Raw genomic sequence first — 24,361 nt, 5'->3', positions numbered from 1 at the left:
AAGAGAAATTTATGTCAGAACAAATCTACGGCATTCATGCTGTTAATAGTATTTTAACCCATTCGCCAGAGCGTCTAATTGAAGTTTTCGTACTTAAAGGACGTGAAGATAAACGCCTACAGCCACTCTTAAACGAACTTTATTCCCTAGGAATTGGTGTGCAATTCGTTAATCGACAAACTCTTGATAAAAAAGCCGATGGCGAAGTTCATCAAGGTGTCATTGCTCGGGTACAAGCAGCAAAAGAACTTAATGAAAATGATCTTGATGAAATTCTTGCGAATAAACAAAACCCGCTTTTATTAGTTTTAGATGGCGTGACTGACCCACACAACTTGGGAGCATGTTTGCGAACAGCTGATGCAGCGGGCGTAGTGGCAGTGATCGTACCGAAAGATAAATCGGCACAATTAACGTCTATCTCGCGTAAAGTTGCTTGTGGCGCAGCAGAAACCGTGCCGTTAATTCGTGTAACCAATCTTTCTCGCACACTACGCGATTTACAGCAAAACCATAATATTTGGGTGGTTGGCACTGCTGGCGAAGCAACTGAAACCATTTATCAAAGCAAACTGACAGGGCCACTAGCACTTGTAATGGGAGCTGAAGGCGAGGGAATGCGTCGTTTAACACGTGAACATTGCGATCAACTGATTAGCATTCCAATGGCTGGTTCAGTTTCATCATTAAATGTATCTGTCGCAACAGGGGTATGTTTATTTGAAATTGTACGTCAGCGTTTAGGTTCATAAAAAAGTGCGGTAAATTTTACCGCACTTTTGTAATGCTTATTGTCTCGCTTGAACTTCTGAATTGACATAATCAATAGTAACAACCTTACTCGGTAATAACGCACCAGATAGAATTTGTTGTGCCAAGCTATTTTCAATTTCTTGTTGAATAGCACGTTTTAACGGGCGCGCACCGTAAATTGGGTCGTAACCCACTTCGCCAATGAAATCTAATAAAGCGTCGGTAAACACCAATTCATAACCACGAGTTTCCATACGTTTTGCTAAGCGTTCTAATTGAATGCTGGCAATCGCACGAATGTTCTCTTTACCAAGTGGATGGAATACCACTGTTTCGTCAATACGGTTGATGAATTCTGGACGGAAATGTTGGCCTACTACAGACATCACTAAGGCCTTCATTTCGCTATAGCTTTCCTCTTTGTTACCTTGGATTAAATCAGAACCTAAGTTAGAGGTCATAATCACAACCGTGTTACGAAAATCTACGGTTCTGCCTTGTCCGTCAGTTAAACGACCATCATCTAGCACTTGCAACAAGATGTTGAACACATCCGTATGGGCTTTTTCAACTTCATCTAATAAGATCACTGAATATGGACGACGACGCACTGCTTCAGTTAAATAACCGCCTTCTTCATAACCAACATAACCCGGAGGCGCGCCAACTAAACGAGAGACACTGTGTTTTTCCATAAACTCTGACATATCAATACGTACCATGGCATCTTCACTATCAAAGAGGAATTTAGCCAGAGTTTTACAAAGTTCTGTTTTACCTACACCTGTTGGCCCTAGGAACAAGAAAGAACCAATTGGGCGATTAGGATCAGAAAGCCCTGCACGACTACGACGAATTGCATTTGCGACAGCATCAACTGCTTCTTCTTGACCAATCACACGTTTATGTAATTCATCTTCCATACGTAAAAGTTTTTCTTTCTCGCCTTCCATCATTTTGGATACAGGAATACCCGCAGCTTTAGAAAGCACTTCAGCGATTTCTTCATCTGTGACGCGATAGCGTAAAAGCGTCATTTCTTTTCCTTCGCTGGTTTCAGCTTGCTCAAGTTGCTTTTCAAGAGCAGGAATGCGACCATATTGCAACTCAGACATTTTCGCTAAATCCCCCGCACGACGAGCTTGTTCCAGTTCAGTTTTTGCAGTATCTAACTCTTGTTTAATATGTTGAGAGCCAGAAAGCGTTGCTTTTTCAGATTTCCATACTTCTTCAAGTTCGGCATATTCACGTTCTTTTTCAGCCAATTCTTTCTCTAACATTTCTAAACGTTTGCGACTTGCTTCGTCTTCTTCTTTTTGTAGTGCCTGTTGTTCCAATTTTAATTGGATAATACGACGTTCAAGACGATCAAGCGGTTCAGGTTTAGAATCTATTTCCATACGAATACTAGATGCAGCTTCATCGATCAAGTCGATGGCTTTATCTGGCAATTGACGATCAGAAATATAACGATGTGAAAGTGTTGCTGCTGCGACAATCGCAGGGTCAGTAATATCCACGTGATGATGAATTTCATAACGTTCTTTCAAACCACGTAAGATCGCAATGGTATCTTCCACACTTGGTTCGTCCACAAAGACTTTTTGGAAACGACGTTCAAGTGCGGCATCTTTTTCGATATATTGACGATATTCATCTAGAGTGGTTGCACCCACGCAATGTAATTCGCCTCGTGCCAAACTTGGTTTCAATAAGTTACCTGCGTCCATCGCACCATCGGTTTTACCTGCGCCGACCATAGTATGAATTTCATCAATAAAGAGGATAACGCGACCTTCTTCTTTAGAAAGTTCATTGAGCACCGATTTTAAACGTTCTTCAAATTCTCCACGATATTTTGCACCAGCAATCAATGCGCCCATATCTAATGAAAGCACACGTTTATTTTTCAAACCCTCTGGCACTTCGCCATTTACGATACGTTGTGCCAAGCCTTCGACAATCGCTGTTTTCCCCACACCTGGTTCACCAATTAACACTGGGTTGTTTTTGGTACGACGTTGTAATACTTGAATGGCTCGACGAATTTCTTCATCACGCCCAATCACAGGATCAAGTTTGCCACTTTCTGCACGAGCGGTTAAATCAATCGTATATTTTTCTAATGCTTGTCTGCTTTCTTCTGCATTTTGATCGTTCACGTTTTGCCCCCCTCGAATATGTTGAATGGCTTGCGAAATTTGTTCTTTTTTTGCACCGCACTTTTTCAAAATATCGCTGATCGTTCCTCGTTCTTCTAAAGCTGCAAGCAAAAACAATTCGCTCGAAATAAATTTATCTTGGTTTTGCTGTGCGAATTTATCACATAGATTAAGTAAATTAATGAGCTGACGTGAAAGTTGCACATCTCCGCCATTGCCAATAACCTGTGGTAATTTATTTAGTTCCGTCTTCAATTCATTACGCAATAACGCCACATTTACACCACTTGCTGTCAAAATTGGCGCAATAGAGCCGCCCTGTTGATTTAAAAGTGCGGTCAATAAATGCACGGGTTCAATAAATTGATTATCTTTTCCGATAGCAAGTGATTGTGCTTCGCTTAACGCTTCTTGGAATTTTGTCGTAAATTTTTCAATGTTCATACGCTTTCCTTAATTGAGTTTCGTCTTTCGCCATTCGCATAAACTAAGTAAGCTCGGTTGGATAAATTTCAAGAGAAAAATTGAAATATTTTTGATTTTATCTATCAATAAAAATTTGATGATAGGTTTTAACCTACCAAAATATCGAATAGTGGGGCATCCCAATGCTCAGTGGGAAGATTTTCTACTTGCTGACATTGATGCGCTAAACCAACTGGAATAAAAGGCTTATTTTGCCAATTCTGCAACGTGCGATCATAAAATCCACCGCCCATTCCTAGGCGATTTCCTTGTTTATCAAAGGCGACCAACGGCGTAAATAAAATATCCAGTTCATTTAATGGCAAAACATTTTGAACATTTAGCTTTGGCTCCCAAATACCAAACTGATTTTGTTTCATTGGTGTATCAGGTAAATAGCGTAAAAACAATAAATGATGTTTAGTAAAAGGATGTAAAACAGGCAAATACACATTTTTGTTTTGCATCCAAAGGGATTGGATTAAGGCTTTTGTTGAAATTTCGCCATCAAAAGAAAAATATAATGCAATGTTTTTGGCTTGTCGTTGCTCGATAAGATTTAACGCCTGTTGAGTAACTGATTGTTCAGCTTGTTGCTGTTGAAGTGCGGTTAAATTTGCACGTATTTTTCGGATTTCATTGCGGATTTGCTGGCGTTTTTGCGTATTCATAGAAATGAAAAGGAAGACCCCAGAGTGCCGCTGCGGGCAGTAGTCCTTGAACCCGACGGTTCAAGGAAATCAGTTGATATCGTTTTCAGGTTTCTTAGCCCAATGAACGAGTCAAAGGTTAAGCCTACACACCAACGATAGGAAACCAATTTATAAGATTTAAAGTATCGGCTCAGGGACATAGCCCACTGACGAACACTCTAGGTAATTCTTATGGGTTTATACTAGCCCAAATTCTCGGCATTGACTAGCATTTATTTGTCAAATTTAATGAATTGATTATAAAACGACAAAACGACTCTAGCTTGATCATTAATTTAACGCAGTTCTTTTGTAACGCGAATATTTTCTAATGAATGATCTAATTGTTGAATTCGAGTTCTCAATACATTTTCAATTTGAGCGGTTTTATTTTTTTCTTGGCTTAATTCAAAACTCAAATTGAGTGCCACAATAGAAAGCACACGATCAAGCTGAATAAGACCTGTCTTTTCTTTCATTTCGGAAACCAATATATCTAAATTGCGCGCAGCTTGACGCAATAATTCTTCTTGTTCAACTGGCACATTTAAACGTAAGACCTGACCCAAAACTAAAATTTCGACCAATTTTAACGACATTTGATTTCCTTAAATTAAATATTTGAGTTGCTGATATTATGCCATAGCAAAAAACGTTCGTCACAAATTTTACATTGAATCCGCCATTCGCTCATCATCATAAATTACGTTATAATGCCCACATTTTTTCAGTTTAAAACGAGATTTTTATGGCCCAAATTGCAACAAATCCGCTTGTGCTAGTGGATGGTTCTTCTTATTTATATCGTGCATTTCATGCCTTTCCTCCTTTAACTAATGCCGCAGGTGAGCCAACGGGTGCGATGTATGGCGTGTTAAATATGTTAAAAAGCCTCATCTCACAAGTTCAACCCACTCATATAGCCGTTGTTTTTGATGCAAAAGGGAAAACATTTCGTGATGAAATGTTTGAACAATATAAATCTCATCGCCCGCCAATGCCCGATGATTTACGCAAACAAATTCAACCTTTGCACGATATGATTCGCGTATTGGGCATTCCGCTTTTAGTGGTGGAAGGAGTTGAGGCAGATGATGTGATCGGCACACTCGCACTACAAGCCTCTCGTTTGGGTAAAAAAGTGCTTATTAGTACTGGCGATAAAGATATGGCACAGTTAGTTGATGACAATATTATGCTCATCAACACTATGAATAACAGCCTGTTAGATCGCGAGGGTGTGATTGAAAAATACGGTATTCCACCTGAACTCATCATTGATTATCTAGCACTCATGGGCGATAGTGCAGATAACATTCCAGGCATTGCTGGCGTTGGCGAAAAAACCGCACTGGGTTTACTACAAGGCATCGGGAGTATGGCTGAAATTTATGCCAATCTTGAAAAAGTAGCAGAATTGCCAATTCGAGGGGCTAAAAAACTAGGCGAAAAATTATTGGCTGAAAAAACTAATGCCGATCTTTCTTATACGTTGGCAACCATCAAAACGGATGTTGAACTTAACGTGACAACCGATCAATTGTTGCTTGGAGAAAGCCAAAAGGATCAACTTATTGAATATTTTGCTCGCTACGAATTTAAACGCTGGCTTAATGAAGTGATGAATGGCTCAGATTCCATTACTCAAGCTGTTGAACAGCCTGTGAAAATCAATCAGTATCAGGCGACCTCACAAGATCAAAGTGCGGTAGAAAATACGCCTAAAATTCAAATCGATCGCACAAAATATGAAACCTTACTCACTCAAGCGGATTTAACCCACTGGATTGAAAAACTCAATGCAGCAAAACTTATTGCAGTGGATACTGAAACAGATAGCCTTGATTATATGTCTGCGAATTTAGTGGGTATCTCTTTTGCTCTTGAAAATGGCGAAGCCGCTTATTTACCATTGCAATTGGATTATTTGGATGCACCAAAAACACTCGAAAAATCGACCGCACTTTCTGCAATCAAACCAATCTTAGAAAATCCTAATATTCACAAAATTGGACAAAATATTAAATTTGATGAAAGTATTTTTGCCCGTCATGGCATTGAATTACAAGGTGTTGAATTTGATACGATGTTGCTTTCTTATACGCTAAATAGTACGGGTCGTCATAATATGGACGATTTAGCCAAACGTTATTTAGGTCATGAAACTATCGCATTTGAAAGCATCGCTGGAAAAGGAAAAAATCAGCTTACGTTTAATCAAATTCCATTAGAACAAGCCACTGAATACGCAGCAGAAGATGCGGATGTGACAATGAAATTACAACAAGCACTGTGGTTGAAATTGCAACAAGAACCAACGCTTGTTGAATTGTATAAAACAATGGAATTACCATTACTTCATGTGCTTTCTCGCATGGAACGTACAGGCGTTTTGATTGATAGTAATGCCCTCTTTATGCAATCTAACGAAATTACCACAAGATTAACCGCACTTGAAGAACAAGCTTACGAATTAGCAGGTCAGCCATTTAATTTGGCTTCCACCAAACAATTACAAGAAATTTTGTTCGATAAACTTGGCCTACCTATTTTACAAAAAACGCCAAAAGGTGCGCCATCAACGAATGAAGAAGTATTGGAAGAATTAGCCTATAGCCACGAATTACCCAAAATTTTGGTCGAACATCGTGGGTTGAGCAAACTCAAATCCACTTACACGGATAAACTGCCTCAAATGGTCAATTCACAAACAGGCCGAGTGCATACCTCTTATCATCAAGCGGTCACGGCAACAGGACGTTTATCATCAAGTGATCCAAACTTACAAAATATCCCAATTCGGAATGAAGAAGGTCGTCGTATTCGACAAGCATTTATCGCACGTGAAGGTTATTCTATTGTCGCTGCTGACTATTCTCAAATTGAGCTACGCATTATGGCACATCTTTCTGGCGATCAAGGCTTAATTAACGCCTTCTCGCAAGGCAAGGATATTCATCGCTCCACCGCAGCTGAAATCTTCGGTGTATCATTAGATGAAGTCACCAGCGAGCAACGTCGCAATGCTAAAGCGATTAATTTCGGCTTAATTTATGGGATGTCCGCCTTTGGACTGTCACGCCAACTTGGTATTTCCCGTCCTGATGCACAAAAATACATGGATTTATATTTCCAACGCTATCCGAGTGTACAGCAATTTATGACCGATATCCGTGAAAAAGCGAAAGCACAAGGCTATGTGGAAACGTTATTTGGTCGCCGTTTATATTTACCTGATATCAATTCTAGCAACGCAATGCGTCGTAAAGGGGCAGAACGCGTAGCGATAAATGCACCGATGCAAGGCACAGCTGCGGATATTATTAAACGAGCGATGATTAAACTTGATGAAGTAATCTGTCACGATCCCGACATTGAAATGATTATGCAAGTACACGATGAATTAGTGTTTGAAGTGCGGTCAGAAAAAATCGAGTTTTTCCGTGAACAAATTAAACAACAAATGGAAGATGCAGCGGAATTAGTTGTTCCGTTGATCGTAGAAGTCGGTGTAGGTCAAAATTGGGATGAAGCGCATTAATTGGATAGGTAATAATGAATTTAGAAAGACTTAACGAAATTGAAAAACCATTACTCCAAATCGTTAAAAATGATGTTGTGCCAGCCTTAGGCTGTACCGAACCGATTTCTCTTGCGTTCGCATCTGCTACAACAGCGAAATATTTAGGCAAAAAACCTGAACACATTGAAGCCAAAGTATCTCCTAACTTAATGAAAAATGGATTGGGCGTTGCCGTGCCTGGAACAGGTATGGTGAGATTGCCCATAGCTGCGGCAATTGGCGCATTAGGCGGTAATCCAGATGGCGGTTTGGAAGTATTAAAACATATTACGCCAGAGCAAGTTACTGCCGCCAAAAATATGCTTGAACAAAAATTAGTGAGTGTACCAATTGCGATCCCTATGAAGTCTTCAAACAAATTACTGCACGAGAGATTTTTGAATTTTCCAATGCTGTTGAATTAGAAAAAATTCGTTTTATTCGTCAAGCTGCAGAGCTTAATCTAGCACTTTCAGATAAGGGTTTGCGAGAAAATTATGGCTTGCATATTGGTCGCACGTTGAGAAAACAAGTGGGTAGTGGTTTAATTTCTGATGATTTGCTAAGCAAAATTATGATTGAAACCACAGCCGCATCAGATGCAAGAATAGGCGGCGCAACCTTGCTAGCGATGAGCAATTCTGGTTCAGGCAATCAAGGTATTGCGGCAACGATGCCTGTTGTTGTCGTTGCAGATTATCTCAAAGTAAGTGAAGAAAAACGAATCCGCGCACTTTTCTTATCCCACTTAATGGCGATTTATATTCATAGTAAATTGCCAAAACTCTCCGCTCTTTGTGCTGTAACTACGGCATCAATGGGAAGTTGTGCTGGTATTGCTTATTTACTCACAGGCAAATTTGAAACAGCTAGTATGGGTATCTGTAGCATGATTGGCGATATTAGTGGCATCATTTGTGGTGGTGCAGCCAATAGCTGTGCAATGAAAGTCTCCACCAACGTTGCTTCGGGCTATGAATCAGTACTTATGGCAATGGATGAAACCCATGTTACTGGCAACGAAGGGATTGTCGAACATGATCTTGATCGAACCATTGATAATCTCTGTGCTATTGCATCAAAAAGTATGCAACATATCGACAGACAGGTTATTGAAATTATGGTGAGTAAACCTTGTCCTTAATGAAAATAAAGTGCGGTGAAAAATAAAGAAATTTCAATTTCATTAGCATTTATCGTAAACAAAAGGGTTGAGTATAAATTTATACTCAACCCTTTATCTTCATTAAGAAACAATATTATTTATCGCTTTCTTTTTCGTGTGGATTGCCTTTCACACCAATATGAGAAATTTCCCCATTAGCATCAATTAAATAGGCTTGGCCAAAACCTCTTACAAAACGGCCTGTTCCAAATGTAAGTTCAACTAAATCAAAATCAGTAAATTCACGAATCGTTTTAATTCCGCCTACATCATTCATCGTTTCCGCTAATTTATCTAAGACTTGTTCAACAATTGGATCTTTGCGAGGAATAAAACGTGCACTTGCTTTATAACGTAAGCGAGTACGCACAATAATTGATTTTGCTTTGTTTTCATCTTCTAAAAACATCACTTCCACTTGATTTGGATTGCGTTTTAAATTGTCATAATGCTCTGCAATGGCACTGATATAAATATAATATTTTCCATCAAGCGAAATAATTGGTGCATAAGACGCCATCGGTAAGCCATCTTTATCTAAAGTGGCAAGCACACAGCTTTTAAATTCTTGACGAAATTCATCAATTTTAGCTTTGATACGATCGTAATTTGCAACTGGTTTATTTTCTACACAAAGATTGATAATCGCTTGTTTAATTGAACCTTCGTCAGCTTGTTGTGGAAATTCCACGCGTAATGTTTTGCCACCATTATATTTAAAATCTAAACCAGCAAAATCTACATTAACTAACGTCACATCTGTGATTTCCTTTTCGCCACCAAATTTTTTACAAAGGGCAGCCATATCATCTTGATGATGATCATTCATATGAGTGATAATTCGATTGAAATCCATTTTTGTTCCTTATATTAACAATTAATTTTTATTATTCTACGGGATCATATCCGATAGAAATAATGCTGAGCATTATACTCAAGTTAAAGTGATTTAACATATTTTTTACAGAATAATCCTTTGATAAATAAAAAGCCCTTATAAATAAGGGCTTAGAATAAGTAAATCAATATGAATTATTTACCATCAACACTCACACCATAAAAAGCATCATAGCCGAATGGGCTTTGTACATAACCTTTTACTCGAGGACTAAGTGGTGCAAAGCCAACGGAGTGGGCAACTGGAATCCAAGGTGCTTGATTATGGACAATAACTTGAGCTTGTTTATAAAGTTCCGCACGTTCTTCCTTATTGGTTAATCCAATAGCTTTATTAAGTAAAGCATCAAATTCTGAATTATTGAAACGTGCCATATTAGAATTACCTATATTTGGGCTACCTAATAATGGGGATAAGAAATTATCAGGATCACCATTATCGCCAGACCAACCAAAGATACCCGCAGTTAATTCTCCCTCTTTTGCTCGTTTTCTATAATCAGCCCATTCATAAGTCACTGGGTTAGTTTTTACACCAATTTTCGCCCAATCCGCCATAATTAATTCAGCCATACGTTTTGGATTTGGATTAGAAGCACGAATAACAGGTTGAATCCAGAAATCAGTTTCAAAACCATTTGGATAACCCGCTTCAGCTAAAAGTTGTTTTGCTTTTTCTGGATCGTACGGATAATCTTGAACTTCATCGTTATAACTCCAAATTGTTGGAGGAAGTGGGTTTTTAGCTGATGTTCCTGCACCTTGATAAACCGCTTCAATAATCGCTTTTTTATCCACTGCGTAATTCAACGCTTGGCGCACTTTGACATTATCAAACGGTGCTTTTTCGGTATTAAATGCGATATATGCCACATTCAAACCTTTTTGTTCCAAAAGTTGTACTTTTGGATCTGTTTTCATTTTGGCTAAATCCGCTACATTTGGGAATAAAATTAAATCACAAGTACCTGCCTGTAATTTTGCATAACGTGTTGTTGCATCAGGCACAATACTAATAACTAAACGATCTAAAGGTGTTCTACCTTTCCAATAATTTTCATTCGCAACATATTGTATCGCCTGATCTGTTTTATAATCCACAAAAACAAAAGGGCCTGTCCCCACTGGGCGACTATCAAGCGTTTCTGGTTTACCTGCTTTCAGCATTGCATCAGCATATTCTGCGGAATAAATAGAAATAAAATCCATACCTAAACTTGCCAAGAAAGTCGCATCTTTTTTGTTTAAGGTAATACGAATTGTATTGTCATCTAGTTTTTCCACAGATTTTAACAATTCAGGGAATTTCATTGCTTTGAAATATGGATAAGTCCCCTTAGATACATTGTGATATGGATGATTTGGATCTAACTGACGTTGGAATGAAAATACAACATCATCTGCATTAAAATCACGTGTCGGGGTAAATTCTTTTGTTGTATGGAATTTAACCCCTTTTCTCAAATGAAAAGTATAACTTAAGCTATCATCGCTAATTTCCCAGCTTTCAGCTAAAGCTGGTTCAATATCCGTTGAGCCTTTTTTAAATTCAACTAAGCGGTTATACACTTGTTGTGAGCTTGCATTATAAGAAGTACCTTCAATTATTAACGCAGGGCTAAATCCCAATGGAGCTTTCGCTGTACAATAAACGAAAGTATTATTTGACGAGGATTTTGCTTCAGTTTGAGCGGTAGATTTATTTGCCGAACTAGATTGATCACAAGCAGCCAAAACAAGAGTTGCAGCGGCGAGAGTTAATGTTGCTTTTAGTTTCATAAGCATACCTCAATGTTAGGCAGGGAATGCCCCACCATTTATGGTTAAACGATGGAGCTATCTCCACCAACAAGAAATATCAATAAGATATAAGCAAATTTCCCTTTTTTTAAATAAAAAAATTCTATGGATTATAACAAATTAATCTAAGGCATTTTTCGTAAATGATCGCCATCATTTTTATGTAATTTCATAAGCGACCAAACTAAGGCGATTGCAAAAAGTGATGAAGTTAAAAAAGTATAGCTGAATGCCTGTTGTAAGCCATCATTTGCGCTAAAGAAATGTCGATAAAGATTTAAGATTATTGATGACACAGCAATACCAAATCCAATCCCAACTTGCTGTACAATACTTAATACGGTAGAGCCTGTGCCAGACTGTTGTTTTGAAAGATCACCGACTGCTAATGTATTGATTGAAGTAAAAATGATCGACATACAAGCCCCATACCACATAAGATTACAAATGATCCAAGTCAGAGAACTTTGTTTATCTAACCAAGCCATTGAAATCACAGAGCCAGCCATCAAAAGTGCGGATGAAATTAGCGTTGTTTTATAGCCCCAACGATTTAAAATTCGTCCAATTAATATTTTCAACATCACAGAAATTAACGCAATCGGTGCTAAGAGCCAGCCTGACATTTCCGCACTATAACCGAAAGATAATTGAAACATTAAAGGCAATAAAAAGGGCACACCAGATGCAGATAATCGGATAAAAATATTGGCAATAATGCCTAATCTGAATGTACGAGTGCGGAAAAGGGATAAAGGTAAAATAGCATCTTCATTATTTTTGGCATAACCACAATAAGCCACGAGTAATAAAATACCAACAACTAATATGCTATAAGTTACACTTGAATTATGCTGACTTTCGCCGAGTAAATCCAAACCAAGCGTAATGCCAACTAGCCCTGATGCAAAGAGTAAAAAACCTGTCCAATCTAATTTCTCTGCCTCGCCTTTGATATTGTTCATCACGCTACCCGATGCCAAAATCCCTAGCACACCAATTGGAATATTGATTAAAAAAATCCAGTGCCAACTGGCGTGAATGACTAACCATCCACCTAAAATAGGTCCTAGAATTGGCCCGATCAAACCTGCAGTTGCCATTAAATTCCAAGCATTCACTAATTGTTGTTTAGGTACCGCTTGAATAATAGCTAAACGTGCAACGGGCATCATAAATGCTCCGCCTAGCCCCTGAATCACTCTGGCTAAAATTAAACTTTCTAAATTAGGCGCAGCAGCACAAGCGATAGATCCTAAAATAAACGTAAAAACTGCACCACGAAAAACGCTCAATGTTCCAAATTTTGCTGCAGCCCAAGCGGTAAGAGGAATAAATAATGCAACAGCTAAAGAATAAGCAATAATCGCCATTTGCATTTCAAAGGCGGGTTTATGTAAATCGGAAGATATCGCGGGTAAAGCTGTATTTAGAATGGTCGCATCGAGGCTTTGCATAAAAAGTGCCATTGCTGCTACCCAAGCTAAACCACGATAGGCATTGGATTCAGTCATCGTGCTCCGTGAAAATGGTGCAACCAATTTTCAATAAAATCGGCAATTTGCGGAATGCAGTTAATATCCAACAAAGTACGATCAATTTCAAGGGGATAATTCGTCGCAACCGCCACTACATATTCGTCAATTTCGGGTAAAGGTTTTGTCATTTCTTGACGGTGAAGCAAAATCTTTGAAATTGGCTCTTGTTTAAAGCCTTCCACCAACACTAAATCTGTTAAAGTGCGGTCAAATTGTTGTGCTAAATAATCCAATGAAACAGGTTTTGGTGTTTCCGTCATGATCGCCCAATGTTCATCATTCGCTAAAATGACTTGAGAAGAACCCGCCTCTTTCATACGCCAACTATCTTTTCCTTCTTTATCAACTTGCATATTGTGATGGCTATGTTTAATCACTGAAACGCGAATGTGACGAACGATAAGTTCTGGGATAAGTTTTTCTAACAACGTTGTTTTACCACTACCGCTATAACCGGTAATTCCAAGTAAAGGAATCTGATTGTTCATAAAAATAACCTTAAAAATAACCGCACTTTAGATACGGAAAACCCCGAAAGATCGGGGTTAATAAATTCAGAATGTTTTGCCACATAATTGGCAAAAATAAGTCCGCCTATAGCAAGAAGCGCAACAATGCCAAGCCCTATAGTAAGCCACATATTATTTCCCCTCCACTAATTGACGAAATTTACGCCCCATCACAAGACAAGCATAAACAATAATGCACAAAAAACTAATATTTAATCCTTTTAGGAAAAGCGGTTGCTCGCCATAAAGTATAACAGGCATTGCTAGAATAGCAACTTTTGCCACATCATCACTGAGTTTTGACCAAACCTCTAAAGAGCTTTTTTCAATGGGCAATTTAAATAAATTCAGCATAGTTTCTCCGATGAATAAAAGAGAAATTTTGCTGGAATAGAAAGAGAATTACTCAACTAGCTTTATAGTTTGCGATCTAGATCGCAGAAATAATAAAAAGCGAATAAAAAACTTAAGATAATATGCGCAATAAAACAGGCTGAAATTCTGTTTGTTGTCCTAATTTTCTACTGTAAGATTTTACAAAAATAAAAGAAAGTGCGGTTAATCCAAAGATTAAAATGGCACGCAGGATTTCATTATCGCTGATACAATCGGACAACATCGTCGCAATCAGTAAAGTTAGAAGCGGTACAACATACATCAATAATGCCGACAACAACATCGACTTTTCTTCTAATCCAATTTCAACAATTTGACCTTCGCGTAATGGCATTAATGTTTCCACATGAAAAATATGCTCGCCACGTTTACCGTTTAATTCGGAGAGACTTGATGTTCCACAACTGTTTTTAGCCGCACATTGTCCACAGGCACTTTGGGATTGGCATTTCACTTTGGCAATGCCATTTTCATAGCTAATAACAACCGCGCTTTCTCTTAGCATTGTGATGCTCCCATATAAATATCAAAGCGATGATTTTTCGTTTCACGGTTAAAGTGCGGTTGTTTTCCACAAAGAAATTCCGCATAGTCAGGACGCTTCACGACCACACGTTTTTTAGCTAATTGTAATGCAGGTAAAAGTAATTCATCGGCATCTAAATCAGCCCCGACTAAATGCTGGAATACACGCATTTCTTTTTTTACTAGTGCAGATTTTTGTTTATGCGGATACATTGGATCGAGGTAAACCACATCAGCATAATCGATATTAGGATCAAGTTCATTAATATGCTGAACATTCAGCAAGCACAAATTTTGTTGCAACATCTCGCCGATTTCTTCATCTTGATAAGCACGATTTAAACCATCTTGTAGAAGTAAAAAAACAATAGGATGACGTTCTACTAAACGGACTTGGCAACCAATTGCGGCTAGCACAAAGGCATCACGTCCTAGACCTGCTGTGGCATCAATAACCGTTGGCAATTCCGAACCTTTAACGCCTACCGCTTTCGCTACAGCTTCACCACGACCACCACCGAATTTACGACGATGAGCCATTGTGCCTCCTACAAAATCAACATAAACCGCCCCGAGTTTAGGTTCGTCTAGTTTACGAAGTTCTAAACGTTCATCGGTTTGAACAAGTGCAAGTGGGCTTTGTTCATCATGAATAATGTTGTGTTCAGCACAAAGTGCGGTCAATTCTGCTAATGTTTTTTCTGAAGATTCAGAAATTAGTTGAATACCTACTTGCGAATGAGCCATACGCCGCTTTCCATGTGGTCAGTATAAGGGAATTGGTCAAATAACGCTGCTTTTTCAATGCGGTGCGTTTTTGATAGTTCAATAAGATTATCGCACAGCGTATGTGGATTACAGGAAATATACAAAATGCGATCGTAATTTTGTACGAGTTTCACTGTATCAGGATCAAGCCCTACGCGAGGTGGATCGACAAAAATGGTATTACATTCATAAGATTTTAAATCAATCCCTTTCAATCGATTAAAGGCTCGAACCTCATTCATAGCCTGCGTAAATTCTTCTGCTGACATACGAATAATTTGTAAATTATCGACTTTATTTTCAGCGATATTAAACTGTGCGGCGGCTACAGAAGGTTTGGCGATTTCTGTTGCTAATACCTTACGGAAATTTTGTGCAAGTGCGATAGAAAAATTACCATTGCCACAGTAAAGTTCTAATAAATCACCTTCGCTATTTTGGGTACAATCAATTGCCCATTCAAGCATTTTGCAGTTTACTGTTGCGTTTGGCTGGGTAAAACTATTCTCGACTTGGCGATAGACATAATTTCTGCCATTCACAGGTAAAACTTCATCCACATAATCTTGCTCAAAACAAATTTTTTGTTTACTTGCACGCCCGATTATTTGCACATCAAAACCTTGCTTTTCGAGTAAATCTTTCAGATTTTTAGCCGCACTTTCCCATTCTTCAGTGAGTGTTTTATGATAAAGCAAGCTCACAATAATCTTATTACTCAAGGTGCTAAGATAATCAATTTGGAATAATTTTTTGTGTAGCACTTCTTGTTGTTTTAACAAAGGTAATAAGGTTTGCATCATTCGATTAATCAGTGTGCTAGCGATTGGAAATTCATCTACGCGATAACGCTGCAAGGTCGCTTGATCAAACATAATATGGTAAAAATCATCTTGCTCGTGCCAAATACGAAACTCCGCACGCATACGATAATGACTTGTTGGAGAGTCAAAAACTTGAATATCAGGTGCATTGAAAGGACGCAAAAGTGCGGTTAATTTTTCAAGTTTTTTTTGCAGCAGTTCGTTGTATTGAGAAATCGGTAATTGCATAGAAATTAGTATTCATAGGATGTATGAAGACGGATCTTTCATACAAAGATAGGAGAATAAAGTTATCGGCCGTGAATTACGCAATATTTCACAAGCTATTCAAAAACAAAAGGCAGACTTCCGCCTGCCTCATTTAATGTATCTTATTCGCCGGAATAATCATCTCCGCTAGAAGCAGCTTCACTCACATCACCAGATAAGGTGTAAACACGTTTTTTAGTGTTAATACGAGAGCGATATTTATTCCAAGTTTTTTCAAAGAAAGTCTCTGCTGCACGCTCGCCACGGCAAAAAGCGACGAAATCTTTTTCTTCTTTAGTCGCTGGCTCACGTTCCCCTAAATCCAATGCTTTGAACGCTTGACCATATTGCTCAAGCACCTGTGATTCTTTGATTGTGTAATCACCGTGACGGGAAAAACCACGTGGGTAGTTTTTGTCATCAAAAAAACGACGCGTTACGCTAAAACTTGCAGCCATAATATTCTCTCTTCTTTCATTGATATTTATAAAATAGGGCAGGCATTAAACCAATTTTTCGTTATTTTTGCAATAAACCTTTTACGGTTTGCACATAATCTTTCACGAAATCATCATAATTTAACCCTTCAGGGTTTACGCGGAATTTACCATTGACATAAAAATCAGGTACGCCATGCACTTTAAATCGTTCTGCGGCATTTACTTGTTTATTAACTAAACCATTTACTGCAAAACTATTAATGCCACCATCAAATTGCTCGGCGGTTACACCATTCGATAAGAAAATAGCTCGAATATCATCCATTGATTTCAAGGCATCTTTTTGAGCCGCTTCAAATAATGGTGCCTTTACTTTACCTTCTGCGCCTAATGCCATTGCTAACGCCCAAGCGCGCGTTAAGTTTTCAGATTGACGACCTAAGAAATTTACATGATATTGTTTAAATTTCACATCTTTTGGTAAAGCATCTTTGACTTGTTGTGGAATTTTGTATTCCATTTCAAAGGCGTAACAATGCGGGCAGTAGAATGAGAAAAACTCAATCACTTCTTTTTGTTGTGAAGCTTGTTGGCTCACTTGAACATATTGTTTGCCTTCTTGTAAATCTGCGGCAAAACTATTTACAGACATAAGCGTGCTAACACCTAAACCTAACGCAAGTAATACTTTTTTCATTTGCTTTCCTTCTTATTTAATGATACCGCGAGCACAGAGCAATGCGGTTTTAAAATCTTCTTCGTAATCTTTTTTGAGACCAGGAATTGGCTCATGTTTATCTGTACCATCCATTTTTAACTGATAAATAATCACTTCATCAGTTAATTCATGTAATGGCTTTTGGAAACCTGATTCATTGGCAATTTTTTGCAAAATTTCCATTAAGCTCAGATCTGGGTCTTTAGACCAATAAGGCTGTAAAAGTTCCAAAATTTCATTTAAACGCTTACATTTCATTGCTATTTCCTTTTTAATCGTAAAAAATAGGCAAATGATACTTGAAATAATGATAGATTAAAATATGACAATCACAATAAGCGCGGTAATTTTGGCAGGTGGCAAAGCACGCAGAATGGGCGGGCAAGATAAAGGATTACAGATTTTAGGTAAACAATCTTTAATTCAACATGTTATTAATCGCTTGCAGCCACAAGTTCATGATATTTCAATTAACGCTAACCGAAGTCAAACAGAATATGCAAAATTTGGCTTTCCTGTTTTTTCCGATGAACTACCCGATTTTCAAGGGCCATTGAGCGGCATGCTAACAGCCCTAGAAAAGACAAAAAGTGACTTCATCCTTTTTACACCTTGTGATACGCCTTTTTTCCCTACGAATCTTTTAGATAAACTCCAAAGTGCGGTTAAAAATGACCGCACTTTCATTGCTTATGCTTGCGATGAGGAACGTGAACATCCCGTTTTTTGTTTAATGTCCGTTCAACTAAAAGAACAATTACGACACTATTTAGCATCGGGTGAACGACGCCTTTTACAGTTTATGAAAGAAAATGACGGGATTTCAGTAAAATTTACGAAAGAAGAAGGCAACTTCGAGAATTTTAATACGCTGGATGATTTAAAAAAAGTAATCTAATCGATAACTAGCAAAAGTGCGGTTTGTTTTTATTATTTACGGGCACCAAATATCGCAATCAACTCTTTCACTTTTACGCGTTTTTCTGAATTCTGACTAATAGAACGTTGAACTTTTACCCGTTTAAATTTTGCACCGTTATAAATTTCACGGGTAAATTTAGTATCGTGATTAGAGATCAATATCGAAATTTGTTTTTCTTTTTGTATAGATTTCGCTAAATCTGCCAAAGCATGTTGTTGCGCTAGACCAAACTCATTGCCCGCATAACCAGTAAAATTAGTATCCTGTTGTAGCGGAGCATAAGGCGGATCGCAATAAATCACCGAATCTTTATCTGCCAGTTCAAAAGTTTTTTGAAAATCACAACATAAAAACACCGCACTTTGCGCTTTATGAGCGAAATAACGTAATTCATCTTCTGGAAAATAATGAGTTTTGTAAGCCCCAAAAGGCACATTAAATTCATTTTTGCTGTTATAACGGCATAATCCGTTAAAACCAAAACGGTTCAAATATAAAAAAATAATCGAACGTTCGAAAGGCTCCGTAGAGGCATTGAATTGACGACGTTTAGCATAGTAATAATCGGGTGTATTGGCATCATCAGCAAAAAAAATCGGTTTACAAGCTTCAATATAACCATCTACATTTTCTTTAATAATATTGAATAGATTGATTAAATCTGGGTTGATATCTGCCAAAATATAGCGTTCAAAATTAGAATTAAGAAATACTGCTCCAGCACCCACAAATGGCTCAATTAAGCAGTTTTTTTTGTTTGGAAAGGCTTTATTTATATCGTCCGTTAAGCGAAATTTTCCCCCCGCCCATTTTAAAAATGGACGGTGTTTTAACTTAGGTTTTAAAGATTGTTTTTTCGGACGTAACATCTTAATCCGTTTGAGTACAACGACGAATTGCATTTAACACGAGGGTATGATCGGTATCATTCGCCACATAAGCTTGACCTAGAGATTTGAGTAGCACCAGACGCAATTTACCCGCTAGAACTTTTTTATCACGCATCATATGCGGTAAATAGTCCTCCGGCTGCATCGTATCCGGTGATACGGTGGGCAAATTGGCACGAGCAAGTAATTTTTCAAGGCGAGACACATCTGCAATAGAAATATCTCCAAGTTCTTCCGAAAGTGCCGCTGCCATCATCATTCCCGTTGAAACAGCTTCTCCATGAAGCCAGTTTCCATAACCTAGATGAGTTTCAATGGCATGCCCAAAAGTATGTCCAAGATTGAGCAATGCACGATCGCCTTTTTCTGTTTCATCTCTCGCGACCACATTTGCTTTAATTTGGCAACAACGAGAAATACAATGTTGAAGTGCCTCAGGATGCAAAGCGACAAGTTCATCAATATGTTGTTCTAGCCATTCAAAAAATTCGTAATCTAAAATGGAGCCATATTTGATAACTTCGGCAAGCCCCGCGTTTACTTCACGTTTAGGAAGGGTATTAAGCGTGAGCGTATCAATAATAACCATTGATGGCTGATAGAACGCGCCAATCATATTTTTGCCTAATTCATGATTAACCGCCGTTTTACCGCCCACTGAAGAATCCACTTGTGAAAGCAATGTGGTTGGAATTTGAATTAAACGGACGCCGCGCTGATAACTTGCCGCAGCAAATCCAGCAACATCGCCAATTACGCCGCCTCCCAATGCAATAATCGTGGTATCTCGTCCATGATTATTTTTCAAAAGAGCGGTGAAAATTAAGTTTAAAGATTCAAGTGTTTTGTATTTTTCGCCATCTGGCAATAAAACATGATCGACCACGCAACCACGTTTTTCTAACGCATAGATAACTGTATCAAGATAAAACTGTGCAACCGTGGGATTCGTTACAATCATCACGCGATCCCCAGGTTTAATCGGGTAACTACGTTCATCTTGCAATAAGCCACTACCAATTAAAATAGGATAGCGACGCTCTTGCAATTCCACATTGACGCACAACATAATTTATCCTTAGGTGTGTTTAAAGCGAACCATTTAGTCCAGTCATATTATCAATTAAATCAACAATTTGATTTACCATTACTTTGGCATTTTGTTCATCGGTTGGCAACGTGATGTCCGCAATTTCTTCATAAAACGGGTTGCGAGTCTTTGCTAAATCTTCCAATACTTGACGAGGATTCTCTGCATCTTGAAGCAATGGACGTTTTTTATCACGTTGAGTACGTTGGAATTGTTTTTCCACCGTCGTTTCTAAATAAATCACAATACCGCGTGCTGATAAATAATTACGGCTTTCCTTAGAAAGCACTGCGCCACCACCAGTTGAAAGAACGATACCTTGCATTTGTGTGAGTTCGTTAATAATGCGTTCTTCACGTTTGCGGAAGCCGTCTTCGCCTTCCAAATCAAAAATCCAGCTAATATCCGCGCCCGTACGTTCTTCAATCACTGCATCGGAATCAATAAAATCCATATTAAGCTGTTGTGCTAATTGACGACCGATAGTGCTTTTACCCGCCCCCATTGGCCCTACTAAAAAAATATTACGTTTTTCCGCCATTGTTCTTTATCTAATAAAAGTGAAATAAAATGCGATCATTTCTAATGAAAATAAACTGCGTAAAAATGCAGAAGATAGAAAGATCTCCCAAAAATGGGCTAGATTATCGCAATAAATTACCCTATTTTTCAACCTTTATAGGGAATTTATTTTCTACGAGAAATCATCTAAATATGGAATAGTTAAAATTCTCAATCATCTATGAAGTCTTCAAGCCTCAGACTAATAACAAAAATAGCGCATTAAGTACGCGCTATTTTTAGCCTATTTTTCAATTTTATTTTTTAGGTAACGCATCAGTTGAAGCATTAAACTTCACATTTGATGAAGTATAAGCCTCAAAGTGCGGGTGTTTTTTCATAAATTTTATGAAACTTTCTGCATCAGGTAAGTAGGTATCAACGCCCTCATATTTTGGATCATTAAATAATTTACCAAAGGTTTTGTAACCGTCTTTACCGCCTGCAACATAAGCATTTGTTCCGACAAGATAACGTTTGTTATCATCAATCGGTTCCCATTGTTGGGTTTGTTTATTCAAGACTTCAACACTCACTAAACGTTTACCTTCCGCATTTGGTGTTTCATTCGCTTCATAGCGAATACCCGCACCATAAGGGAATGCGCCTGTAGAGCCATCAACTAAAGCAAATTGCATCGCATCTTCAAGCACTTGTTTCACTAACGAACCTTCCATTTTGTAGGTATATAAGGTATTTCCGAAAGGCAAGAAAGTATAAGCATCATTAAAAGTCACATTGCCTGGTAAAATATCTGCACGCACACCACCTGCATTTTGAATGGTTAAATCCACTGTTTTGAGTTCGTTATACATTGTTTCTGCAATAAAGCGTGTCGCAATAGAACCTTCAGGATTAGAGCCTGCTTTATTTGGGATACGGTTTGCTGAACCACCTGGCATTGCAGAACCAGTGATGACGCCCACAATTTCTTGTGCTAAGTGATCTTTTTCACTTTTATATTTAGCAATAAGCTTATCGGTTTTTGCATCGTGATCATCAAGTGAAATACTTTTCATTGATTTTAAAGTATCAAGTGCTTTTTTACGTTCATCGCCAGCTAATTCAGCCCATTTACCTTCCGAATTTTTCACTTGAAGTTTATGAGAACTCATTAACACGTGAGGAATTTTACGAGTAATAGACGCAATACCTTGAGGACTGAATTTAACACCTAAATCACCCACAACAGCAGAATAAGCCCAGCCTTCCATTACAAATACCGGTTCGCCATTTGGATTTTTAAATTCAAGGGGATATTCATAGATTACTGGCAATTTTAAACCACGTAATTCATCATTTCCGTATAAATAATGTGAATCGCCAGTAACGATCACATCAATATCATTCACTTTTTGAGCAATTTCGATATTTTTTTCACTTCCAGCGTGTGAAAGTAAAATGATTTTATTAATGCCTTGTTGTTTTAAAGCATTTGCCATAATTTGTGCGGTAGCAATTTCATCATAGAACTTCACATCCTTACCAGGAGAAGAGGAATTCACGGTTTTATTCACGGTATCTAAACCAATAATGGCAATTTTTTCTCCATCCACCGTGAAAATATCGTAAGGTTTCCATTTGTTATACAAAATTGAACTTTTATCAGGAATCACATTAGCTGAAAGCACAGGGATTTTTAATGGCTCAAGCAGTTTTAATAACCCTTCATTACCCGCGTCAAATTCATGATTACCCAAAGTAAAATAATGGAAATTACCTGCATTCATCACTGCAGCATCTGCAGAACCGCCAAACAGCGTAAAGTAAAGTGTACCAGTAATGGCATCGCCTGCATGCAGTACTAATGGATTTTTGTATTTTTTACGCAATTCGTTAAGTTTTGCATTGACAGCAGAAAAACCACCAATATCCACTTTGGTTTGCTGACCATTTAAATTAATCCGTGTTTCGTGTGGTTCTAAATAAGAATGGTGATCATTAATGTGCAAAATACTTAATTCCACAGCTTTGTGAGCTTGTGGTGCTTCTTTGGCAAGAGCTGCACTAGTGAAAAGCATCGCGAATGCACTGAGTGCAAAGGTGGCTGATTTTTTGGATAAAAGCATAAAAACTCCTGTTGATAAGGGATTAATTTAAACCTTCTAGCATTGCTTGAAAGGTTTTGTAACGAATTGCATCATTATTGTGCTGTAAATTTTCTCGAGGTTGATCTAGATACGAAAAATCATCAACTTCCACACCTTTAAATTGGAGATTGAACATCATATTTGCTAAAGCAAGGCGAGGCTTAATTTCAGAAGAAGGAGTAATCAAACTTACACGATTTTCAGTAATCGGAAAAATAGTTTGATTAGGAAAATCTTGACGCATTTGTTCAATCATTTTTTGAAATATATCTTTGGCATTCAAAGACAATAATATAATTTGATCTGCTTTCGCTCCCCGCTCCATTAAAGCCTGAACAAATTGCTCCGAATTATCTGTTTGACGAATATAAATTTTTGCCTGCTCATTTGCTAAAAAAGATACCAATAAGTTTTTCTTCATTTCCTGAATTAAATTAGCATCGCCAGTATTTATCGGCTCAAAATATAAGTAATCAAGAAATTTAGGAGTGAGATTTTTATCTGTTTTAAAAATGCGAGTGAGGATTTTTTCGCTTATTTGGATCTGATTATCAAGAAATTGGGGAGGTAAAGAAAAAAGTGCGGTAAGTTTTTTTTGTAAATTTGTAATTTGTTGTTTGTCTTGTTTAGCTAAAGCTATTGAAAATTGTTGCTTCAAAGCCTCAGCAGATTCAGTAGATATTGATTGATGAGAAGATGGACTAGCTATTACACCTTGTTGAACACCAATAAATGATGCCAATCCAATTAACACAGAATGAAAACCAATTTTCATAATAAACCTCATTTAACTGATATTTTATTAATGTAAAATACCGCTATACGCGTAAATTTAACCTAAAACAGCTGAGCGCCTCGTATTATATCGCAAAACAAAATAAATTGTGAATGATAATTAAGAGGAATATAACCTACTTTTATGCACACAAAACTTGCAATTTTGCTTGAAAAGTATAAAATTCGCAGGCTTTTTGTCTATATATACAGAGAAAAAAGTAAGCTATATTCTTAAATAACTTTCGAATTTGAGAATATTCTTTTAGTAATTAAACATTTAGAGGAAGGTTATGGTAACCATTCGTTTATCTCGTGGCGGAGCTAAAAAACGCCCATTTTATCAAATCGTAGTAGCTGACAGCCGTTCACCTCGTGACGGTCGCTTCATTGAGCGTGTAGGTTTCTTCAACCCAATCGCACAGGGTAACGCAGAACGTCTTCGCATTAATCTTGAGCGTGTAAATCACTGGGTTGCTCAAGGTGCTTCACTTTCTGATCGTGTTGCAACTTTGGTAAAAGAAGCTCAAAAAGCAGCATAATTTTGCTTTTTGATTTAGTTCTTAAGCTA

Annotated in this window: 24 protein-coding genes, 1 other RNA gene and 1 pseudogene; 5 read left to right on the top strand and 21 right to left on the bottom strand. The window is 37.9% G+C overall.

The genetic code is table 11. The features are described 5' to 3' along the window. Positions 1–11: 11 nt before the first annotated feature. Positions 12–752, top strand: a complete 741-nt coding sequence (gene rlmB / locus ACPT9C_RS04090; RefSeq protein WP_050948974.1) for a 23S rRNA (guanosine(2251)-2'-O)-methyltransferase RlmB — start codon at positions 12–14, stop codon at positions 750–752. Between the two features lie 36 nt (positions 753–788). On the opposite strand, the gene clpB is transcribed toward rlmB, so the two are convergent. The 4 genes from clpB to ACPT9C_RS04070 form a co-directional block, all read right to left on the bottom strand. Then, entirely contained in the window at positions 789–3,359 is a 2,571-nt protein-coding gene (gene clpB / locus ACPT9C_RS04085) for an ATP-dependent chaperone ClpB (RefSeq protein WP_050948973.1), read from the bottom strand. Positions 3,360–3,487: 128 nt separating this feature from the next. Then, positions 3,488–4,051 carry a 5-formyltetrahydrofolate cyclo-ligase gene (locus ACPT9C_RS04080; RefSeq protein ID WP_050948972.1) on the bottom strand — a complete coding sequence of 188 codons (564 nt, stop codon included), beginning with the start codon at positions 4,049–4,051 and terminating at the stop codon, positions 3,488–3,490. A 12-nt stretch (positions 4,052–4,063) separates the two neighbouring features. Continuing rightward, positions 4,064–4,261: non-coding RNA, 6S RNA (gene ssrS / locus ACPT9C_RS04075), on the bottom strand. A 107-nt stretch (positions 4,262–4,368) separates the two neighbouring features. After that, the gene (locus tag ACPT9C_RS04070) at positions 4,369–4,671 is read right to left on the bottom strand and encodes a cell division protein ZapA (protein WP_044331090.1); all 303 of its coding nucleotides are present in this window, start codon (positions 4,669–4,671) and stop codon (positions 4,369–4,371) included. A gap of 149 nt (positions 4,672–4,820) precedes the next feature. Here ACPT9C_RS04070 and polA point away from each other — a divergent pair, with 149 nt between their 5' ends. Both polA and ACPT9C_RS04060 read left to right on the top strand, forming a co-directional pair. Next, positions 4,821–7,613, top strand: a complete 2,793-nt coding sequence (gene polA, locus ACPT9C_RS04065) for a DNA polymerase I (protein WP_050948971.1) — start codon at positions 4,821–4,823, stop codon at positions 7,611–7,613. Positions 7,614–7,627: 14 nt separating this feature from the next. Continuing rightward, positions 7,628–8,778 (top strand): annotated as a pseudogene (locus tag ACPT9C_RS04060) (serine dehydratase subunit alpha family protein). 115 nt (positions 8,779–8,893) lie between these two features. Here the strand turns inward: ACPT9C_RS04060 and ACPT9C_RS04055 are convergent. From ACPT9C_RS04055 to ACPT9C_RS04000, 12 genes are all read right to left on the bottom strand, one after another. Further along, a complete protein-coding gene (locus tag ACPT9C_RS04055; protein ID WP_050948970.1) occupies positions 8,894–9,655 on the bottom strand; it encodes a HugZ family heme oxygenase in 762 nt (253 codons plus the stop codon). Between the two features lie 176 nt (positions 9,656–9,831). Beyond that, positions 9,832–11,475, bottom strand: coding sequence for an ABC transporter substrate-binding protein (locus ACPT9C_RS04050; RefSeq protein WP_192888190.1), 1,644 nt, complete (start codon positions 11,473–11,475; stop codon positions 9,832–9,834). Positions 11,476–11,621: 146 nt separating this feature from the next. Beyond that, positions 11,622–13,010, bottom strand: coding sequence for an MDR family MFS transporter (locus ACPT9C_RS04045; RefSeq protein ID WP_050948968.1), 1,389 nt, complete (start codon positions 13,008–13,010; stop codon positions 11,622–11,624). Further along, on the bottom strand, positions 13,007–13,522 hold the full coding sequence (gene mobB / locus ACPT9C_RS04040; protein WP_050948967.1) for a molybdopterin-guanine dinucleotide biosynthesis protein MobB: 516 nt from the start codon (positions 13,520–13,522) through the stop codon (positions 13,007–13,009). Before mobB ends, ACPT9C_RS04045 begins: the two co-directional genes overlap by 4 nt. Further along, positions 13,519–13,674, bottom strand: a complete 156-nt coding sequence (locus tag ACPT9C_RS04035; protein ID WP_160315142.1) for a hypothetical protein — start codon at positions 13,672–13,674, stop codon at positions 13,519–13,521. The genes mobB and ACPT9C_RS04035 overlap by 4 nt, the downstream gene beginning before the upstream one ends. 1 nt (position 13,675) lies before the next feature. Further along, entirely contained in the window at positions 13,676–13,897 is a 222-nt protein-coding gene (locus ACPT9C_RS04030; protein WP_050948966.1) for a hypothetical protein, read from the bottom strand. 112 nt (positions 13,898–14,009) lie between these two features. Continuing rightward, positions 14,010–14,444 carry a SoxR reducing system RseC family protein gene (locus ACPT9C_RS04025; RefSeq protein WP_021035605.1) on the bottom strand — a complete coding sequence of 145 codons (435 nt, stop codon included), beginning with the start codon at positions 14,442–14,444 and terminating at the stop codon, positions 14,010–14,012. Further along, positions 14,438–15,211, bottom strand: a complete 774-nt coding sequence (locus tag ACPT9C_RS04020; protein ID WP_050948965.1) for a class I SAM-dependent methyltransferase — start codon at positions 15,209–15,211, stop codon at positions 14,438–14,440. The genes ACPT9C_RS04025 and ACPT9C_RS04020 overlap by 7 nt, the downstream gene beginning before the upstream one ends. Next, entirely contained in the window at positions 15,193–16,284 is a 1,092-nt protein-coding gene (trmA, locus tag ACPT9C_RS04015) for a tRNA (uridine(54)-C5)-methyltransferase TrmA (RefSeq protein WP_050948964.1), read from the bottom strand. The genes ACPT9C_RS04020 and trmA overlap by 19 nt, the downstream gene beginning before the upstream one ends. 143 nt (positions 16,285–16,427) lie before the next feature. After that, complete coding sequence (locus ACPT9C_RS04010; RefSeq protein ID WP_050847672.1) at positions 16,428–16,763, bottom strand: DUF413 domain-containing protein; 336 nt, start codon at positions 16,761–16,763, stop codon at positions 16,428–16,430. Positions 16,764–16,824: 61 nt separating this feature from the next. Next, a complete protein-coding gene (gene dsbA, locus ACPT9C_RS04005) occupies positions 16,825–17,442 on the bottom strand; it encodes a thiol:disulfide interchange protein DsbA (RefSeq protein ID WP_050948963.1) in 618 nt (205 codons plus the stop codon). A gap of 12 nt (positions 17,443–17,454) precedes the next feature. Further along, on the bottom strand, positions 17,455–17,721 hold the full coding sequence (locus ACPT9C_RS04000) for a YihD family protein (protein WP_021035610.1): 267 nt from the start codon (positions 17,719–17,721) through the stop codon (positions 17,455–17,457). Positions 17,722–17,785: 64 nt separating this feature from the next. Between ACPT9C_RS04000 and mobA the strand changes: the two genes are divergently transcribed. Further along, positions 17,786–18,361: a molybdenum cofactor guanylyltransferase MobA gene (gene mobA, locus ACPT9C_RS03995; protein ID WP_050948962.1), complete on the top strand. Its 576-nt coding sequence runs from the start codon at positions 17,786–17,788 to the stop codon at positions 18,359–18,361. 32 nt (positions 18,362–18,393) lie between these two features. On the opposite strand, the gene ACPT9C_RS03990 is transcribed toward mobA, so the two are convergent. From ACPT9C_RS03990 to ACPT9C_RS03970, 5 genes are all read right to left on the bottom strand, one after another. Continuing rightward, positions 18,394–19,254, bottom strand: coding sequence for a Dam family site-specific DNA-(adenine-N6)-methyltransferase (locus ACPT9C_RS03990; protein ID WP_050847669.1), 861 nt, complete (start codon positions 19,252–19,254; stop codon positions 18,394–18,396). Position 19,255: 1 nt separating this feature from the next. Further along, the gene (gene aroB, locus ACPT9C_RS03985; protein WP_050948961.1) at positions 19,256–20,344 is read right to left on the bottom strand and encodes a 3-dehydroquinate synthase; all 1,089 of its coding nucleotides are present in this window, start codon (positions 20,342–20,344) and stop codon (positions 19,256–19,258) included. Positions 20,345–20,363: 19 nt separating this feature from the next. After that, a complete protein-coding gene (aroK, locus tag ACPT9C_RS03980) occupies positions 20,364–20,906 on the bottom strand; it encodes a shikimate kinase AroK (RefSeq protein ID WP_021035613.1) in 543 nt (180 codons plus the stop codon). A 277-nt stretch (positions 20,907–21,183) separates the two neighbouring features. After that, the gene (gene nadN / locus ACPT9C_RS03975; RefSeq protein ID WP_050948960.1) at positions 21,184–22,995 is read right to left on the bottom strand and encodes an NAD nucleotidase; all 1,812 of its coding nucleotides are present in this window, start codon (positions 22,993–22,995) and stop codon (positions 21,184–21,186) included. A gap of 22 nt (positions 22,996–23,017) precedes the next feature. Then, positions 23,018–23,791: a hypothetical protein gene (locus ACPT9C_RS03970; RefSeq protein ID WP_042594554.1), complete on the bottom strand. Its 774-nt coding sequence runs from the start codon at positions 23,789–23,791 to the stop codon at positions 23,018–23,020. Between the two features lie 292 nt (positions 23,792–24,083). Between ACPT9C_RS03970 and rpsP the strand changes: the two genes are divergently transcribed. Continuing rightward, positions 24,084–24,332, top strand: a complete 249-nt coding sequence (gene rpsP / locus ACPT9C_RS03965; protein ID WP_021035616.1) for a 30S ribosomal protein S16 — start codon at positions 24,084–24,086, stop codon at positions 24,330–24,332. The last annotated feature ends 29 nt before the right edge of the window (positions 24,333–24,361 follow it).

Source organism: Haemophilus sp. HN_Hi16, assembly GCF_049823435.1.
GTDB classification, from domain to species: Bacteria; Pseudomonadota; Gammaproteobacteria; order Enterobacterales; family Pasteurellaceae; genus Haemophilus; species Haemophilus influenzae_D.
Note: the sequence above shows the minus strand (reverse complement) of the source record. Positions and strands in the feature narration are given on the sequence as shown.

What these genes read in the sequence shown, in the direction of transcription:
- ACPT9C_RS04045 (WP_050948968.1), bottom strand. Translation starts at nt 13,010, where the DNA reads ATGACTGAATCCAATGCCTATCGTGGTTTAGCTTGGGTAGCAGCAATG.
- rlmB (WP_050948974.1), top strand. Translation starts at nt 12, where the DNA reads ATGTCAGAACAAATCTACGGCATTCATGCTGTTAATAGTATTTTAACC.
- mobB (WP_050948967.1), bottom strand. Translation starts at nt 13,522, where the DNA reads ATGAACAATCAGATTCCTTTACTTGGAATTACCGGTTATAGCGGTAGT.
- aroK (WP_021035613.1), bottom strand. Translation starts at nt 20,906, where the DNA reads ATGGCGGAAAAACGTAATATTTTTTTAGTAGGGCCAATGGGGGCGGGT.
- ACPT9C_RS04010 (WP_050847672.1), bottom strand. Translation starts at nt 16,763, where the DNA reads ATGGCTGCAAGTTTTAGCGTAACGCGTCGTTTTTTTGATGACAAAAAC.
- polA (WP_050948971.1), top strand. Translation starts at nt 4,821, where the DNA reads ATGGCCCAAATTGCAACAAATCCGCTTGTGCTAGTGGATGGTTCTTCT.
- ACPT9C_RS04055 (WP_050948970.1), bottom strand. Translation starts at nt 9,655, where the DNA reads ATGGATTTCAATCGAATTATCACTCATATGAATGATCATCATCAAGAT.
- ACPT9C_RS03990 (WP_050847669.1), bottom strand. Translation starts at nt 19,254, where the DNA reads ATGTTACGTCCGAAAAAACAATCTTTAAAACCTAAGTTAAAACACCGT.
- ACPT9C_RS04025 (WP_021035605.1), bottom strand. Translation starts at nt 14,444, where the DNA reads ATGCTAAGAGAAAGCGCGGTTGTTATTAGCTATGAAAATGGCATTGCC.
- ACPT9C_RS04035 (WP_160315142.1), bottom strand. Translation starts at nt 13,674, where the DNA reads ATGTGGCTTACTATAGGGCTTGGCATTGTTGCGCTTCTTGCTATAGGC.
- nadN (WP_050948960.1), bottom strand. Translation starts at nt 22,995, where the DNA reads ATGCTTTTATCCAAAAAATCAGCCACCTTTGCACTCAGTGCATTCGCG.
- mobA (WP_050948962.1), top strand. Translation starts at nt 17,786, where the DNA reads ATGACAATCACAATAAGCGCGGTAATTTTGGCAGGTGGCAAAGCACGC.
- ACPT9C_RS04070 (WP_044331090.1), bottom strand. Translation starts at nt 4,671, where the DNA reads ATGTCGTTAAAATTGGTCGAAATTTTAGTTTTGGGTCAGGTCTTACGT.
- clpB (WP_050948973.1), bottom strand. Translation starts at nt 3,359, where the DNA reads ATGAACATTGAAAAATTTACGACAAAATTCCAAGAAGCGTTAAGCGAA.
- ACPT9C_RS04050 (WP_192888190.1), bottom strand. Translation starts at nt 11,475, where the DNA reads ATGAAACTAAAAGCAACATTAACTCTCGCCGCTGCAACTCTTGTTTTG.
- ACPT9C_RS04000 (WP_021035610.1), bottom strand. Translation starts at nt 17,721, where the DNA reads ATGAAATGTAAGCGTTTAAATGAAATTTTGGAACTTTTACAGCCTTAT.
- ACPT9C_RS04080 (WP_050948972.1), bottom strand. Translation starts at nt 4,051, where the DNA reads ATGAATACGCAAAAACGCCAGCAAATCCGCAATGAAATCCGAAAAATA.
- ACPT9C_RS04030 (WP_050948966.1), bottom strand. Translation starts at nt 13,897, where the DNA reads ATGCTGAATTTATTTAAATTGCCCATTGAAAAAAGCTCTTTAGAGGTT.
- ACPT9C_RS03970 (WP_042594554.1), bottom strand. Translation starts at nt 23,791, where the DNA reads ATGAAAATTGGTTTTCATTCTGTGTTAATTGGATTGGCATCATTTATT.
- trmA (WP_050948964.1), bottom strand. Translation starts at nt 16,284, where the DNA reads ATGCAATTACCGATTTCTCAATACAACGAACTGCTGCAAAAAAAACTT.
- dsbA (WP_050948963.1), bottom strand. Translation starts at nt 17,442, where the DNA reads ATGAAAAAAGTATTACTTGCGTTAGGTTTAGGTGTTAGCACGCTTATG.
- rpsP (WP_021035616.1), top strand. Translation starts at nt 24,084, where the DNA reads ATGGTAACCATTCGTTTATCTCGTGGCGGAGCTAAAAAACGCCCATTT.
- ACPT9C_RS04020 (WP_050948965.1), bottom strand. Translation starts at nt 15,211, where the DNA reads ATGGCTCATTCGCAAGTAGGTATTCAACTAATTTCTGAATCTTCAGAA.
- aroB (WP_050948961.1), bottom strand. Translation starts at nt 20,344, where the DNA reads ATGTTGTGCGTCAATGTGGAATTGCAAGAGCGTCGCTATCCTATTTTA.